15 protein-coding genes are annotated in these 15,705 nt (G+C 65.0%); 9 read left to right on the top strand and 6 right to left on the bottom strand.

Annotated features, from left to right (window positions below):
* Positions 1-133 precede the first annotated feature (133 nt).
* The 9 genes from EV641_RS19795 to EV641_RS19755 all read left to right on the top strand — a co-directional run bounded on the left by EV641_RS19795 (position 134) and on the right by EV641_RS19755 (position 8,612).
* Entirely contained in the window at positions 134-943 is an 810-nt protein-coding gene (locus EV641_RS19795) for a TauD/TfdA family dioxygenase (RefSeq protein WP_054712374.1), read from the top strand.
* On the top strand, positions 940-1,644 hold the full coding sequence (locus EV641_RS19790) for an SDR family NAD(P)-dependent oxidoreductase (protein ID WP_054712371.1): 705 nt from the start codon (positions 940-942) through the stop codon (positions 1,642-1,644). Before EV641_RS19795 ends, EV641_RS19790 begins: the two co-directional genes overlap by 4 nt.
* 113 nt (positions 1,645-1,757) lie before the next feature.
* Complete coding sequence (locus tag EV641_RS19785) at positions 1,758-2,618, top strand: mycofactocin-coupled SDR family oxidoreductase (RefSeq protein ID WP_132474008.1); 861 nt, start codon at positions 1,758-1,760, stop codon at positions 2,616-2,618.
* An 85-nt stretch (positions 2,619-2,703) separates the two neighbouring features.
* Positions 2,704-2,895 (top strand): ferredoxin, encoded by a 192-nt coding sequence (locus tag EV641_RS19780; RefSeq protein ID WP_054712309.1) that lies wholly within the window; start codon positions 2,704-2,706, stop codon positions 2,893-2,895.
* Positions 2,896-2,914: 19 nt separating this feature from the next.
* Entirely contained in the window at positions 2,915-4,279 is a 1,365-nt protein-coding gene (locus tag EV641_RS19775; RefSeq protein WP_054712306.1) for a cytochrome P450, read from the top strand.
* An 88-nt stretch (positions 4,280-4,367) separates the two neighbouring features.
* Positions 4,368-6,071, top strand: a complete 1,704-nt coding sequence (locus tag EV641_RS19770; protein ID WP_241997364.1) for an OB-fold domain-containing protein — start codon at positions 4,368-4,370, stop codon at positions 6,069-6,071.
* On the top strand, positions 6,068-7,006 hold the full coding sequence (locus tag EV641_RS19765; protein ID WP_132474006.1) for an alpha/beta fold hydrolase: 939 nt from the start codon (positions 6,068-6,070) through the stop codon (positions 7,004-7,006). The genes EV641_RS19770 and EV641_RS19765 overlap by 4 nt, the downstream gene beginning before the upstream one ends.
* Complete coding sequence (locus tag EV641_RS19760) at positions 7,006-7,821, top strand: NAD(P)-dependent oxidoreductase (RefSeq protein ID WP_054712365.1); 816 nt, start codon at positions 7,006-7,008, stop codon at positions 7,819-7,821. The genes EV641_RS19765 and EV641_RS19760 overlap by 1 nt, the downstream gene beginning before the upstream one ends.
* Positions 7,818-8,612, top strand: coding sequence for an NAD(P)-dependent oxidoreductase (locus tag EV641_RS19755; protein WP_054712296.1), 795 nt, complete (start codon positions 7,818-7,820; stop codon positions 8,610-8,612). The genes EV641_RS19760 and EV641_RS19755 overlap by 4 nt, the downstream gene beginning before the upstream one ends.
* Before the next feature lie 10 nt (positions 8,613-8,622).
* On the opposite strand, the gene EV641_RS19750 is transcribed toward EV641_RS19755, so the two are convergent.
* The 6 genes from EV641_RS19750 to EV641_RS19730 form a co-directional block, all read right to left on the bottom strand.
* Positions 8,623-10,167 carry an acyl-CoA synthetase gene (locus EV641_RS19750; protein WP_132474160.1) on the bottom strand — a complete coding sequence of 515 codons (1,545 nt, stop codon included), beginning with the start codon at positions 10,165-10,167 and terminating at the stop codon, positions 8,623-8,625.
* A gap of 228 nt (positions 10,168-10,395) precedes the next feature.
* Entirely contained in the window at positions 10,396-11,349 is a 954-nt protein-coding gene (locus tag EV641_RS19745) for an NAD(P)-dependent oxidoreductase (protein WP_054712290.1), read from the bottom strand.
* On the bottom strand, positions 11,346-11,792 hold the full coding sequence (locus EV641_RS29305; RefSeq protein WP_158289197.1) for a carboxymuconolactone decarboxylase family protein: 447 nt from the start codon (positions 11,790-11,792) through the stop codon (positions 11,346-11,348). The genes EV641_RS19745 and EV641_RS29305 overlap by 4 nt, the downstream gene beginning before the upstream one ends.
* Before the next feature lie 43 nt (positions 11,793-11,835).
* Positions 11,836-13,254 carry an aldehyde dehydrogenase family protein gene (locus tag EV641_RS19740; RefSeq protein WP_132474002.1) on the bottom strand — a complete coding sequence of 473 codons (1,419 nt, stop codon included), beginning with the start codon at positions 13,252-13,254 and terminating at the stop codon, positions 11,836-11,838.
* A gap of 35 nt (positions 13,255-13,289) precedes the next feature.
* Positions 13,290-14,303 (bottom strand): aldo/keto reductase, encoded by a 1,014-nt coding sequence (locus EV641_RS19735; protein ID WP_132474000.1) that lies wholly within the window; start codon positions 14,301-14,303, stop codon positions 13,290-13,292.
* A complete protein-coding gene (locus tag EV641_RS19730) occupies positions 14,296-15,699 on the bottom strand; it encodes an acyl-CoA reductase (RefSeq protein ID WP_054712286.1) in 1,404 nt (467 codons plus the stop codon). Before EV641_RS19730 ends, EV641_RS19735 begins: the two co-directional genes overlap by 8 nt.
* Positions 15,700-15,705: the final 6 nt, after the last annotated feature.

Here is a 15,705-nt window from a genome sequence, read left to right as displayed (position 1 = left end):
TCACGCCTACCCCAGAACGTGATTCGCGCCACCGACCTGAGGTGGGAAGACGCCCGCCGGACCCGGACAAATCCGGTCTTGCAACCCTCAATCGAACGAGAGTATGGTTCTCGCATCTGGAAGGGAGATTCTTGTGATTGAGACAACAGCACTCAGTCCGTCACTCGGGGTGGAAGTCACCGGCCTCGACAACCTCGACGACGACTCGGTGGTGGCGCAGCTGCTCGAGGCACTCAAATGGCGAGGAGTGCTGCTCATCCGCGGCCTGAACCTCGACGACGAGGGCCAGCTGGCCTTCAGCCGTCGACTCGGGAAGTTGGTGCAGCCCGCGCCGGGTCAGGAAATCTTTACCGTCTCACTCGATCCCGCGAAAACGCCTACCGCCGAATACCTCAAAGGCACGTTCTGCTGGCACATCGACGACACCACGAACGACGTCCCGGCCAAGGCGACCACACTGTCTGCGCGCCACGTCGCGATGGTCGGCGGCGGAACCGAATTCGCCAATACCTACGCCGCATACGAGAACCTTCCCGAGCATGAGAAGAAGCGGTACGAAGGCCTGCGGGTCGTCCACAGCTTCGAGGCCGCGCAACGCCTGGTGTACCCCGACCCCACCGAAGAGCAGGTTGCAGGTTGGCGCCGGCTTCCCGAGCACGAATCCTCGCTCGTGTGGGATCGCCGCGACGGCCGCCGGTCGCTCGTGATCGGCGCAACGGCCGATCGCATCGTGGGCATGCGTCCCGACGAGAGCCGTGAACTCCTCGACGAACTCCTCACGTGGACCACGCAGGAGCGGTTCGTCTACTCACACGAGTGGTCGGTCGGAGACCTCGTCGTCTGGGACAACACGGGCATGCTGCACCGTGCTCTCCCGTACGATCCGTCGTCCGAGCGCCTCATGCGCCGCACCACGATCGTGGGTGACGAAGCATGGGCGTGAAAACAGCCGTCGTCACCGGCGGAAGCTCGGGAATCGGTAAAGCCATCGCGGAGCGTCTGCGCAAGGACGGCCATCAGGTCGCCGTCTTCGATCTGAACCCGTCCGGTGAAGAACTCGAATACAAGGTCGACGTCTCCGACCCACAACAGGTCGCGGCAGCCTTCGCGCAGGTCCGCGAAGAACTCGGTCCCGTGACGATCCTCGTCAACGGTGCCGGCCTCGAGTTGTACAAGCGATTCAAGAACATCGACTACGCCACCTGGCAGAAGGTCGTCGACGTCAACCTCGGCGGTGTTTTCCACTGCGTCCAGTCCGCGCTCCCCGACATGATCGAAGCCGGCTGGGGGCGCATCGTGAACATCTCCTCGTCGAGCGCGCAGTCGGGCCAGCAGTTCATGTCCGCGTACGTCTCAGCCAAGGCTGCCGTCAACGGGCTCACGAAGTCGCTCGCGCTCGAGTACGGGCCCGACGGGATCACCGTCAACGCGGTCCCGCCCGGATTCGTCGACACCCCCATGCTCCGCCGCTCCGAGAGCAAGGGCCTGCTCGGCGGCACCATCGAAGACCACATCCAGCGCACACCGGTCCGCAGGGCCGGCCGTCCCGAAGACATCGCTGCTGCGTGTGCGTTCCTGATCTCGGAAGAAGCCGGGTACATCACCGGACAGATCCTCGGCGTCAACGGTGGCCGAAACACTTAACAGCACTACGTAAACCGCAGTACGTAAACGCAATACGTAATACGCAGTAGGTGAACACTGCCGGCCCATCATCGGGCCTGTGAAAACCACATACTCGATCGAAGGGACGAACAGTGGGACGCGTAGAAGGCAAGGTCGCATTCATCACCGGCGCGGCGCGGGGTCAGGGCCGCAGCCATGCAGTCAAGCTCGCATCCGAGGGCGCCGACATCATCGCTGTCGATCGGTGCGAGGACTTCTCGACCATCGGCTACCCGATGGCCAGCCAGGAAGATCTCGACGAGACGGCTCGTCTGGTCGAGAAGGAAGGCCGTCGCATCGTGACGGTCAAGGCCGACGTCCGCGACGCCGCGCAGATGCGCGCAGCGGTCCAGCAGGGCATCGACGAGCTCGGCAAGATCGATATCGTCGTCGCGCAGGCCGGTGTCGCCGGCATGAAGGGTGAGCCGCAGCGACAGGCCTGGGCCGATGTGGTCGACACCAACCTGGTCGGCACCATCAATGCCGTGCAGGCTGCAATGCCGCACCTCGGTGACGGCGCATCGATCATCGCCACCGGCTCGACCGCCGCACTCATGGATGTGTCGAAGGTCGACCAGCCGGGCAAGGACCTCGGCGGCGCCGCCTACGTGTTCTCGAAGCGTGCCCTGTCGCAGTTCATCCACGACCTGGCGACCCACCTTGCCCCCGCCGGTATCCGCGCGAACGTACTGCACCCCACCAATTGCAACACCGACATGCTGCAGAGTGAGCCGATGTACCGGTCGTTCCGTCCGGATCTCGAACACCCGACCCGCGCGGATGCAGAACCGGCCTTCGGCGTGCAGCAGGCCATGCGGATTCCGTTCATCGAGCCCGAGGACAGCAGCAACATGGTGCTCTTCCTCGCCTCCGATGAATCCCGTTACGTCACCGGCATGCAGATGCGTGTGGACGGCGGCGGCTACCTCAAGTGGTACGACTACCACATCTGATGACCGCGCCCCGGCTCTCGGGCCGGGGCCGACTCCCCGAAATGTACAGCCCATCACCAATATCCATTCGAACGGGAGGAACGCCATGAAGGTGCGAGTCGACCCCGACCGCTGCCAGGGACACACGTTGTGCGCCATGGCAGCACCGGATGTCTTCGAGCTGAGTGACATCGACGGCCACGCCACGGCCATCGACACCGAGATCCCAGAAAACCTCGAGGAGAACGTGCGCGAGGCAGTTCGCTCATGCCCCGAACAAGCGATCACCATTCTCTGAAATTCCCGAGAGGACAGTCATGAGTGTCGACCCTGTTGCCGACGCAACCCGCAAGACGCCCAAATTCGACTTCGACCGGCACGCACCGGACTACCGGGATCGCTTCCTCGACGTCACCCAGGAAATGCAATCGAAGTGCCCGATGGCATGGTCCGACACCCATGGCGGCCACTGGGTCGCCGCCGGCAGCAGCCAGGTGTTCGACCTCGCACGCCATCCGGACGTGTCCACCGACCACGATATCCACGGTAAGCGCAAGGGATACAAGGGTATCTCGATTCCCTGGAACTCACGCGCATCCGGTGTGCGTGGCGGCATCCTGGAGATGGACGACCCCGAGCATCACGAGTTTCGGGCGCTGCTCAATCCTTATCTGTCCCCCGCCGCTGTCGACCGGTGGATTCCCTTCGTCGACGAGGTCGTCCGCGCAGCCATCGACGAGAAGATCGAAAGCGGAAAGATCGATTTCGTCGACGAGCTCGCGAACATCGTGCCCGCCGTACTGACCCTCGCCATGATGGGGATTCCCGTCGAGAAGTGGGTCATCTACAACGAGCCGGTCCACGCCGCGGTCTACACCCCGCCGGACTCCCCGGATATCCCGCGCATCAATGAAATGCACCGCGCCATGGGGCTCGACCTGCTCACGAGTCTGATCGAGATTCGGGAGAATCCCCGTCCCGGACTGATCAACGCGGTCGCAAATGTCGAGGTCCTCGGCGAGAAGCCCGACGACATGGAACTGCTGGGTATCCTCAGCCTCCTGATCGGCGGCGGATTCGACACGACGACCGCCCTCACCGCTCATTCACTCGAGTGGCTGGGGCTCAACCCCGACGAGCGGACTCGTCTGAGCGAGGAGCGCGACACGCTCCTCAATCCCGCAACCGAGGAGTTCCTGCGCTACTTCACTCCCGCGCCGGGCGACGGCCGCACTTTTGCCTCCGACTACGAACTCGACGGTACCGAATTCAAGGAAGGCGACCGGCTGTGGTTGTCGTGGGCCATGGCCAACCGCGATCCCGAGCTGTTCGACGACCCGAACAACATCGATCTCGAGCGACGGGGTAACCGTCACTTCAGCTTCGGGCTCGGAATTCACCGGTGCGTCGGATCCAACATGGCACGCATGGTGTTCAAGCGGATGCTGCTCGCCGTTCTCGATCGCATGCCGGACTACAAGGTCGACGTCGAGGGCACCGTGCACTACGACACGATCGGCGTGATCCAGGGCATGCGGCATCTGCCGGCAACGTTCACCCCCGGACCGCGTCTCGGCGACAATCTCGACGACACGTTGAAGAGGCTGCAGAAGATCTGCGACGAACAGCGTCTCGCAGATCCGATCACACGGAAGAAGGATTCTGCGAACATGGGTAACTGATCCCACAGCAACCGATTTCACCCCGGGGGCGCCGCCGCTTCGACGCGCAGCGGCGCCCCCGGCACAGACAGTAAGGAACTCGACGCACGTGGCCGAGACAGCGGTGGTCGATCAGACCGGAGACACATCTGCGGCGAAAGCCTCGGGACGTCCCCTACCTCAACTCACCTCGCAGAACCGATTCTTCTGGACAGCCGGCGCCGACGGTGTGCTGCGGATCCAGGAATGTGAGTCGTGCTCGGCTCTCATCCATCCGCCGCAACCGGTCTGCCGGTACTGCCGGGAGCACCGGATGGGTGTCCGAGAGGTATCGGGTTTCGCAACCCTCGCGGGGTTCACGGTCAACCATCGCTTCGCAGTGCCCGGTATGCCGGCGCCGTATGTCGTCGCACAGGTTGCGATCGAGGAAGACCCTCGGGTCCGGCTCACGACCAACATCGTCGAGTGCGACCCCGAGACGCTCGAACTCGGCATGCGCATGGAAGTCGTCTTCCAACAGGACGCGGACGTGTGGCTTCCGCTCTTCCGTCCGGCACAGGAGCAGGGCGAACTCTCGCCCCTCCCCCAGGAGGAGATCGAGCCGGGCGAGTTCCGTTTCCACGTGCGTCCCCCGGCCACGCAGGACAAGTACGAGGACAAGGTCGCGCTCACCGGTATCGGCATGTCCGACATCGGCCGGCGGCTGATGCGGTCACCCATCGACCTGACCATCGATGCGTGCGAACGAGCGGTCGCCGATGCGGGTCTGACGATGGACGACATCGACGGCATCGCCAGCTATCCCGGCGGCGGAAACGTCGGCGGGTTCGGTGAGGGTGGCATCACGCAGGTCGAAGCCGCGCTCGGCTTGCGGCCTACGTGGCACAACGGCGGTATCGAGACGTTCGGCCCCGGCGGATCGGTGATCGCCGCGATGATCGCGGTCGCCAGTGGGGCCGCGCGGCATGTGCTGTGTTACCGCACGCTGTGGGAGGCGACCTACAGCGAACTGATGAAGCGCGGGGAGATCGCTCCCCCGTCCGGTGGGCGTACCCCGAACTGGTTCATGCCGTTCGGTGCCACGTCCGCCGCTCACACCCTCGCGCAGAACGCGCAGCGGCATTTCCATCGCTACGGAACCGATCGCGAAACGCTCGGGTGGATCGCGCTCAACCAGCGCGCCAACGCGGCGCTGAACCCGACCGCGATCTATCGCGACCCGATGACGATGGACGACTACATGTCGGCCCGTCCGATCACCACACCTTTCGGGCTCTACGACTGTGACGTCCCGTGTGACGGTTCGATCGCCGTCATCGTCTCGGCCGTCGACGCGGCACGCGACCTCCCGAAGACTCCGGTACTCGTCGAGGCCGTCGGTACCCAGATCATGGAACGAATGGACTGGGATCAGAGCACGCTGACGCACGAGCCGCATTCGCTCGGGCCGTCTGCCCACATGTGGTCGCGCACATCCATGAAACCCGAAGATGTCGATGTGGCCGAGCTCTACGACGGCTTCAGCTTCAACTGCCTGTCGTGGCTCGAAGGACTCGGATTCTGCGGCATCGGCGAAGCGAAGGATTTCCTCGCGGGCGGCAAGAACATCGCTCGCGATGGGATCCTCCCCCTCAACACGCACGGTGGTCAGCTGTCCCACGGGCGCACTCACGGCATGGGACTGATCCACGAGGCCGTGACACAGTTGCGCGGCGAAGGCGGTCCGCGGCAAGTCGCCGGTGCACGTGTCGCCGTGGCCGCGACCGGCGGGCTCTCTCCGGGCGGCGCGATGCTTCTTCGGACGGACTCATGACTTTCACCACCCCACAGTCCTCAGCGATCGAGGAGGCCGGTGTCGGCGACGCGTGGAGTTCCTCACCCGTCTCCCGCGTCGTCGATATCGAGGGCATCCCGATCTCGGGAGTGCTCCTCGAGGCCCCCGAACCACGGGCGGTGATCATTGCGCTTCACGGAGGTGCCGCTTTCTCCGCCTACTGGGACTGCCCCGGACACCCTGAACTGTCGATGATGCGCGCTGCTGCCCATCACGGGTACACGGTGCTCGCACTCGACCGTCCCGGCTACGGCGCCTCGCGGCCGTTCGCCGAAGAGCTTCGCGATTCACAGCGTCGGGCCGACCTCACCTACGCCGCGGTGGATGCAGTTATCGGCTCGAGCGCCTGCAGGAGCGGCCTGTTCCTGTGGGGACATTCGGTCGGCAGCGAACTGGCGGTTCGGATGGCCACCGACGACCACGGCCACGATCTGCTCGGCCTCGCGATTTCCGGTACCGGTCGCGAACACCACGCGCTCGCGGTCGGGATCCTCGGCACGCGTGAGCGTTACGCTCAGGCGAAAGGCGTGGGCGAACTGATCTGGACGCCGGCGGAGGACCTCTACCCGGCGGACATCATGGGCGGTGCGGCAATCGGTTCTCGCACACCCGATTACGAGGCCGATGTCACAGCCATCTGGCCCACGGAGACCTTCCCCCCGCTGGCGGCTCGTGTGCGTGTTCCCGTTCACTACGCTACAGCCGAGTACGAGCGGGTGTGGCGCAGTGACCCGCAGGCACTCGACGACGTCGCTGCGATGTTCACCGCGTCCCCTCGTGTCGCCACCGCCCGGATCGCCGGAGGAGGCCACAACCTCAGTATCTGCAACGCCGCGCCGGAGTACCACCGGACGGTTCTGAACTTCATCGACGACTGCCTCGCTCGGCGGGGCCACCAGGGTAAGGACACATGATGCGCGTCGGATTCATCGGTCTCGGTAGCCAAGGCGGCCCCATGGCGCGCCGCATCGTCGAAGCCGGCTACGAAGTGACGTTGTGGGCTCGCAGGGAGGAGTCGTTGGCGCCGTACGCCGACACCGCCGCGAAATACGCCGACACGCCCGCGAAACTCGCGGAGGCGAGCGACCTCGTGTGCCTGTGTGTGGTGAGCGACGACGACGTACGCTCGGTGATCACCGGCGAGAACGGGATCCTGGCAGGACTACGCGACGGCGGCATCATCGCGATCCACAGCACCATCCACCCCGACACCTGTAAGGAACTCGCCGAGGTAGCCGGTGAGAAGGGTGTGTCGATCATCGACGCACCGGTCAGCGGCGGCGGCATGGGTGCCGCAGCAGGCACACTGCTCGTCATGCTCGGTGGCGACGACAAGACCGTCGAAGCAGCCCGGCCGGTGTTCGAGACGTACGGCAACCCCGTCGTCCACCTCGGCGACCTGGGTGCCGGGCAGGTCGCGAAGCTGCTCAACAACCTGCTCTTCACCGCCAACCTGTCGACTGCGGCGAGCACCCTCGAACTCGGTAGGTCGCTCGGCGTCGATCCCGCCAAGCTCGGCGAGGTCGTCTCGCACGGCACGGCGAACAGCTTCGCGCTGGGCCGTGTCGTCTCTGCCGGCGGCCTCGAACGGATCGCAGGGCACGCCGGTGAGCTCCTCCGAAAGGACGTCACACTCGTTGCAAGTCTCGCCGACAATGCCGGAGCCTCCGCGGGAGTGTCACTGAGCACGGCCGACGCTACGCTCGAGATGATGGGATACCAGCGATGAGCCGCGTCGGGTTCGTCGGTGCAGGCCGCATGGGCATGCCCATGGTCGAGCGTCTCCTCGACGCAGGCCACGAGGTTCGGGTGCTCGGACGGTCCGACGAGTCGCGCGCCGCGATCGAAGCCGCCGGAGCAAAAGCGGTCGACGACGTCTCCGAGGTGGGCGTCGACGTCGATCTCGTGACGGTGTGCGTGTTCACCGACGCCCAGGTCCGCGAGGTCTGCCTCGAACGAGGACTCCTGCAGGCGATGCCACGGGGATCATCCCTCGTCATCCACACCACCATCAGCCCGAAGACGATCGAAGATCTTGTCGCGGTGGCCGAACCGCTGGCGGTCGCGGTCGTCGATGCGGCGGTGAGCGGCGGTCCGCACGACATCGCAGCGGGCAACCTCACGCTCTTCGTCGGCGGCCCCGAGTCCGATGTGGCCGCGGTCGTCCCGGTATTGAATGCCTACGGCGACCCGGTACTGCACGTCGGGCCGAGCGGCAACGGACTGCGCGTCAAGCTCGTGAACAACGCCCTGTTCGCGGCTCAGATCGGGCTCCTGGCCGAGGCCGAAGCGCTCGGGCAACGACTCGGCGTTGCGCCGGAGGCACTGTTTTCCGCTCTTCCCCACGGAAGTTCGTCGTGCAAGGTGATGGGGAACGTCGCAATGCGCGGGTCCGTCGAGGCGTTCCGCAGCTCGGTCGGGGAATTCATCTCGAAGGATGTCTCGGTCGTGCGCGACACGGTCGCCGAACTCGGCGCCGACCTCGGTGTGCTGGACACCGCGATCAGCGCGCGAGCCTGACCGGCAGGTTTCAGATCACCCGGGTCTCGTGACCGGCCCAGTAGTCGTCGCGCAACCGACGCTTGTACAGCTTTCCGTTGGGGTCGCGTGGGAGTTCGTCGACGAAATCGATGCTGCGCGGGCACTTGTAGGACGCGAGCTCGGCACGGCAGAACGAGATGAGCTCGGCAGCCACGTGTGGGCCGGCCGACGACGGATCCAGTAGCTGAACTACGGCTTTGACCGACTCACCCATTTCGTCGTCGGGCACCCCGATCACCGCGGCGTCCGCGACGGCGGGGTGTGTGACGAGCAGGTTCTCGGTCTCCTGTGGATAGATGTTGACGCCGCCGGAAATGATCATGAATGCGACCCGATCGGTGAGATACAGGTAGCCGTCCTCATCGCGATATCCCATGTCGCCGAGGGTGCGCCAGCCTTTGTCGTTCGTGACGGACGCGGTCTTCTCGGGGTCGTTGTGATATTCGAACGGGCGGCCGCCGGCGAAGTAGATCGACCCGACCTCCCCGTCGGGTAACTCTTCGCCGTCCTCACCGACGATGTGACATTCCTGCATGGGCCGCCCAACGGATCCGGGATGTGCGAGCCACTCCGCGGCGGTGATCACCGATGTTCCGATATCTTCTGTTCCCGAATAGTATTCGTCGATGATCGGGCCCCACCACTCCAGCATCTGCCGCTTCACCGGTATCGGGCACGGCGCGGAAGCATGGATGACCGAGCGGAGGCTCGACAGGTCGTACCGGGAGCGTTCCGACTCGGGGAGTTTGAGCATGCGAACGAACATCGTGGGGACGAACTGGGCATGGGTGACGCGATGCTTCTCGATGAGTTCGAGACAGCGCCGAGGATCGAAGCTCTCCATCACCACGACGGTGCCGCCGAGCCGTTGCCAGGACATCGAGAAGACCAGCGGCGACGAGTGATACAGCGGCGCCGGCGACAGGTAGACCACATCCGATTGTGGGCCTCCCCTCACCAGCCCCATGGCGATCTGCACGGGCGGCGACGACGGATCGCCGAATTCGGTGCGGGGTAGAGGTTTGCGCACGCCCTTCGGGAATCCGGTGGTGCCGCCCGAGTAGAGCATCTCGCGTCCCTCGGATTCGTCGATCGGCTCGAACTGCTCGCGGGCGAGCACGTCGTCGTAGCGTTCGAATTCCGGCATGTCGCCGAACGCGCAGACCCGGACGAGGATCTTGGCGAGGTCGAGTTGCTCGACGGTGTCTCGCACGGTGTCGCCGGCGATCAGCGCGGTGGCGCCGCAGTCGTCGAGTACGTGCTGTACCTCGCCGGCCTTGAAATGCCGGTTGATCGCGGTGTAGTACAAGCCGGAGCGCTGAGCAGCCCAGCAGATTTCGAGGAATGGCCGGTTGTTCTCCATCAGGATCGCGATGTGATCCCCCGGCATGATCCCGCGGGCCCGGAGCGCGCGGGCGAACCGCACCGACCGTTCCTCGAGTTGGGCGTAGGTCACAGTCTCGCCGCTCGCACCCATTACGATCGCCGGAGCATCCGGGCGCGCGTGGGCATGCGCAGTGGGTGTCAAACGAATATCGGTCCCCGTCACAGATTCTCGCTCTCACGTCGGCCGCTCGACGGCGTCGCCGAGGTCGGATGACCTCAACTGTAGAACGTCATTCCTGATTGCAGAAGTACAATTCGCGTGGCACCGCTCATTGAAGGCCTGAGCGACAAATGGCATCCGGGTCAACGCGATCACACCGGGCACTATCTCCGACCGAAAAGCCTCGCTCCCTGGAGAGCGAGGCTTTTCTTCATCTCAGTGACCGGCCGGGTCTCCCAGCGACACGTGGTGGAGTTCCTCCAAATACCTCACCACATCCGTCTGATCTGCGGCAGGATCGAGTTCGTCGACCGCCGCATTCCACAACCGTCCCACTGCCTCCCCGAGGAGCGGTGAGATCTCCTGATCGTGCGCGAGGTCGAGTGCAATTCCGATGTCCTTGCGCATCAGGCGCGCAGCGAACCCGGAGTCGAACGACCGCGACAACACGAACTTCTCGAATTTCGTCTCGGTGGCCTGGTTTCGTCCGCTGCTCGCGTTGAGCACGCCCAGCAGCGTGGCGGGATCGATCCCGAACTTCCGGCCGACGAGAAGCGCTTCCGCCGCGATGAGCACGTTGTTCGCGGCCATCAGGTTGTTGAGAGCCTTCGCTGCGTGACCGGATCCGACCGGACCGACATGGATGATGTCGCTGCCCGTCGCCCGCAGCAGGGGAACCACCGAATCGACCGCGGCCGCATCTCCGCCGACCATCACGGCGAGCGCGGCCTGCCGGGCACGCGCGACACCGCCACTGACCGGGGCGTCGACGACAGAGATACCCTTCGCGGCCGCCACTTCGGCAAGTGCCTGGGTGCGTGTGGGGATGCTCGATCCCATGTCGATGATCGTGCTACCGGGCCGAAGATGTGTCAGCAGACCTTCGTCCGAGAGCACGACGGCGTCGACGATGTCGCTCGTCGGGAGCACCAGGACCACGACGTCGCAGTCCGCGAAGTCGGCGAGACTCGCTGCACCGCGGATACCGGCGTGGTCGTCGAGGAACCGTTCCTGAGAAATCGGATCGGCGTCGAACACCACCGTGGACTGCCCGCTGGCAACGAAATTCTGTGCAATGGGCCGCCCCATCGCGCCGAGTCCGATGTGACCGACCGTCTTGCCGGGCAACGGCACGATCCTGACCGTCGAGGTCTCCGGGCCGGCGGTCATGCGTTGCCCTCCCCGGTGCGCGGGCCGAGTTCGGCGACCAGCACTTCCTGGACCACCCGCATCGCCGATATACCCGCGGGACAACCCACATATGCGGTCGCGTGGACGACGGTCTCGGTGATCTCCTCGCGGGTCAGGCCGTTGCCGAGCCCCGCGCGCACGTGCGTCGCCAGTTCCTGGAGATGGCCGAGCGCGATGAGAATGCTGATCGTCGACAGCGATCGGTCGCGGCGTTCGAGACCGTCGCGCGTCCATACACCGCCCCAGACGAATTCGCTGACATACTCCTGCAACGACTCCCCGTCCGAGCCTGCGTTGCGTTCGAGGGCAGCGTCGACGTAGGCGTCGCCGAGCACTTCCCTGCGGACCGTGAGTCCGGCGTCGAAGAGTGCGCGGTGCGCGTCGTCGACAGACGCTCCGCTCACCGCTGGGTCCTGGGTCATCAAATGTTCCTTCCGAGAATGGACAGCAGCACCGCGTGCGCGGTCAGAGCTTGACGGTGACGCACTTGACCTGCCCGTAGTGGTGCAGCGCTTCGACGCCCTTCTCGCGCCCGTAGCCACTGTTCTTCCACCCACCGAACGGGGTCTGCACCGATGCCGTCGACCACGTGTTGACGAAAACCTGGCCGGTGCGCAAGCGGTCGCTGACAGCGAGCGCCCGGGACACGTCCCTGGTCCACACACCTGCGATCAAACCGTACTCCGAGTCATCTGCGATCGCGACCGCGTCATCGTCGGTGTCGAACGGGATCACCACGACGACGGGACCGAAGATCTCTTCGCGCGCAATGCGCATCGAGTTGTCCACTCCGGTGTACACGGTGGGATCGATGTAGAAGCCGCCGGTCTCCTCGGCGAGTGCCGAGACAGTGCCGCCGGTCTCGGCTCGAACGCCCTCTGATTCGGCGACCTTGAAGTATTCCTGGACGCGCCCGAACTGTTCGCGAGTGATGATCGGACCCATGTCGCGTCCCACCTGGATGGCAGCCACAGCGCCGACCAGTCGGCGTACGACCTCATCGTGCACTTCGCGGTGCACGAGCAGGCGGGTACCGGCGGAGCACACCTGCCCCGCGTTCCCGGTGAACGCCGCCAGCGCCCCGGCAACGGCGGCATCGAGATCGGCGTCGGCGAAGATGATGTTCGCCGACTTGCCGCCGAGTTCGAGAGTCACAGGAATGATCCGTTCCGCGGCGATCCCCGCGACAGCGCGACCCGTCGGCACCGACCCGGTGAACGCGACCTTCGCGACCCCGGGGTGCTGGGCGAGCGCAGCACCCGCGTCGCGTCCGTTTCCGAGCACGATGTTGACCACGCCGTCGGGAATCCCGACCTCTGTGGCGAGTTCCGCGAGCCGCACGCTGGTCGCCGAGGTGTTCTCGGATGGCTTCAGAACCACCGTGTTGCCTGCGGCGAGCGCGGGTGCACAGGCCCGCGACGCCTGATTGAGCGGCACATTCCACGGCGTGATGACGCCGATGACGCCGTACGGCTCACGCTTGGTGAACACATGCTGGTCGAGTGCCACGTCGAGGGTCTCGCCGACGGGCATCCCGACAAGTCCACCGTAGAACTCGAAATACACGGCGGAGTTCTCGATTTCACCCGAGGCGACGGCGAGCGGCTTACCGGTCTCACTCACCTCGAGCTCGGCCAGTTCGGACTTGTTCGCACGAATAGCGCGGCCCAGGTCGGTGATCAGACGCCCACGTGCCAGCGCCGGGGTCTTCAACCACTCCGTTGTCGCCCTCGACGCAGCAGCAACGGCGATGTCGATATCGCTGCTGTCGCCGTCCGCGATCTGCCGCACTGTGCGACCGGTCGCGGGGTCGGTCACAGGAAGGTAGTCGCCGCCGTGGGGTGGGGCGGCGGCTCCGTCGATCCAGTGTTCGAGGGTCTCCATCGTGTATGCCTTCCTCAGTCGCGGGGCTGCCGGGCTCAGGCCCGAAGAGCGTCCGGTGTGAACATCGCCCGGCGATCGTGCAGGAATTCGTGCGGATAACCGAGGCGGATACTCGATGCGTCGTCGAGCCGCGACAGGTGAGAGTCGTCGAGTTCGACGTCCAATGCCGCCAGATTGTCGTTGATCTGGTCGACGGTACGTGCACCGATCGACAGCATAAGCCCTTGCCTGCGTACCCATGCGAGTGCGACCCGCGCGGGTGAGACACCGAGTTCGCCGGCGACGTCCCGCGTGACCGTGAGGATGCGCTGCACGGGCGCAGGTAACTTCGCGAAGGCCTCCTCGGACATGGGTCGGGCGAGGGTGCCGCGCCCGAGCGGACTCCATGCGGAGACCTCGATCCCCAGTGCCCGCGCCATCGGCAGAAGATCGCGTTCGGCAGTGCGCGCCGTGAGCGCATACTCCACCTGCATCGTGCAGAACGAACTCCATCCGCGCAGCTCGGCGATGGCGACGGACTGCGATACCACCCAGGCCGGGGTGTTCGACACCCCGACCGCGAGCACCTTGCCCGACCGCACCAGGTCGTCGAGGGCCCGCAGGGTCTCGTCCACCGGCGTGCACTGATCCCACGCGTGGACCCACAGCAGATCGATGTAGTCGGTGCCGAGACGGCGAAGACTCGTCTCGACGCTGCGGCGCAAGCTCTTGCGATGATTTCCGCCCGTGTTGGGGTCGGCGGAGTCGGTAGGGAAGGTGTACTTGGTGCTCACGACTACCGAGTCGCGCTCCGGCGCCACGAGCCGCCCGAGGATCTCCTCGCTCGAACCGTTTGTGTAATTGTTCGCGGTATCGACGTAGTTTCCGCCGGCTTCCCGGTAGGTTTCGTAGATCTTCCGGCTGGTCGATTCGTCGGTGCCGAAACCCCATTCGGTTCCGAAGGTCATCGTGCCGAGGCACAACTCGCTGACCCTGATACCGGAGCGTCCGAGCACCCTCATCGGAATGGCGCTGCGTGTCGTCTCAGACTGTCGTGTCGTCTCAGGCATCGTCGTCCACCACCCAGTTCACCATGCGGTGCAGTGGGTACATGCCGTCGTGTGGGCCGCCCATGCTGCCGCGCAATGCGCCGCCGAGCTTGACGATCCGCTGCACGCCCGCGGTCGCGAGGTGATCACGGATCTCGGCCTTGCGGTGGCTCGGGTACACACCGACCGTCTGAGTTGCCACCGTCGCGTAGGACGCGGCGTCGCGCAGATTCGCGATCGGAATGACGTTGACGGTCTTGAAATTGGGGTGGAAGTCGACCATCTCGGGAGAGCGGACCACGAGTCCGGAACCGTCGAATGTGCCCCACACGCGATAATCGGGTTCGAGGTACCGCATACCTTCGACGGCCTCGCGGATCTCGGAGTCGGGCTTCGGTCCCACCGCGGACGCGAAATCGCGGTCCACGCCGAGACGCTCGTGCAGCAGAGCGCAGAAGCGGTCGACCTGTTCGACGTCCCCTTCGACGCAGATGTGTCGCGCCGCGAGACAGGCATCCTGGTTGAAGATCGTCGCGTCGGCCGCTGCGAGTTCGGCAACTTCCCGCAGCGTCTCCTCCGATTCGAATGCCTCGCGTCCGACGATCGCCATCGAGACCTTCGGATCGAACGAGATCAGGCCGAATCCCGGCCCCGCGTACTTCGCCGCGTTCTCGATCGCGGGGCCGCCACCCCACGCTACAAGCTTGTCGAAGTACTGCGAGCGGTAGAGCACACTTTCGACCGACTCGTCGCCGCCACGCCAGTAGACCGCGGAGATCGACTTCAGGACGGGGTGGTCGGGTCCGATGTCGGCCATCGTCCGCAGCACGGCCACGGTGGTGAACGGGTCGGCCGACGGCATCTTGAACACGTTGACGGCCTTGAGAAGAGCCGCGTCGGCGATCGACGTCATGGCCGCGCTGGGCGAGTTCCCCGCGAGCATGTGGACGAGTCGCGGGGGAAATGCGCGGATCTTGCTGACACTGCCGTTGGGGTCGGTGTTCTCGACCCATCCGTCCAGGACGTCGATGCTGCCGAAAGTACGTTCGAGCCGGTACTCGAGGGACTTCCTGGTCAGGAACTGGCCCGGCCGCTGGAAGGTGTTCTCGATGATCCGCCTGGGCAGTGCGCTGACCTGCAATGTCATTTCGAGCGATTCCTGGAGGTAGGGGTTCTTCTCCAGGGTGAGCTGTCCGGCGGTCTCGACGAGGAAATCGATGATCTCCGTGATCGGCACGTCGAACGCGGGCCCGGGCTCGGTCCGCGGGACGAACAGTTCGTTGTATTCGATCTTGGGGGTGACGAAGGGAACGCCGAAGTCGCGGGAGAGATATTCGTTGTCCTCGCCCCAGACGAGTTTGCCTCGGACGAAATGCGGGACCCGGATCTTGGTGCGCGCGGGTGCAGTTGCGGTCATGGCGTT

This window comes from Rhodococcus sp. SMB37, assembly GCF_004345605.1.
Lineage (GTDB): Bacteria > Actinomycetota > Actinomycetes > Mycobacteriales > Mycobacteriaceae > Rhodococcus.
Note: the sequence above shows the minus strand (reverse complement) of the source record. Positions and strands in the feature narration are given on the sequence as shown.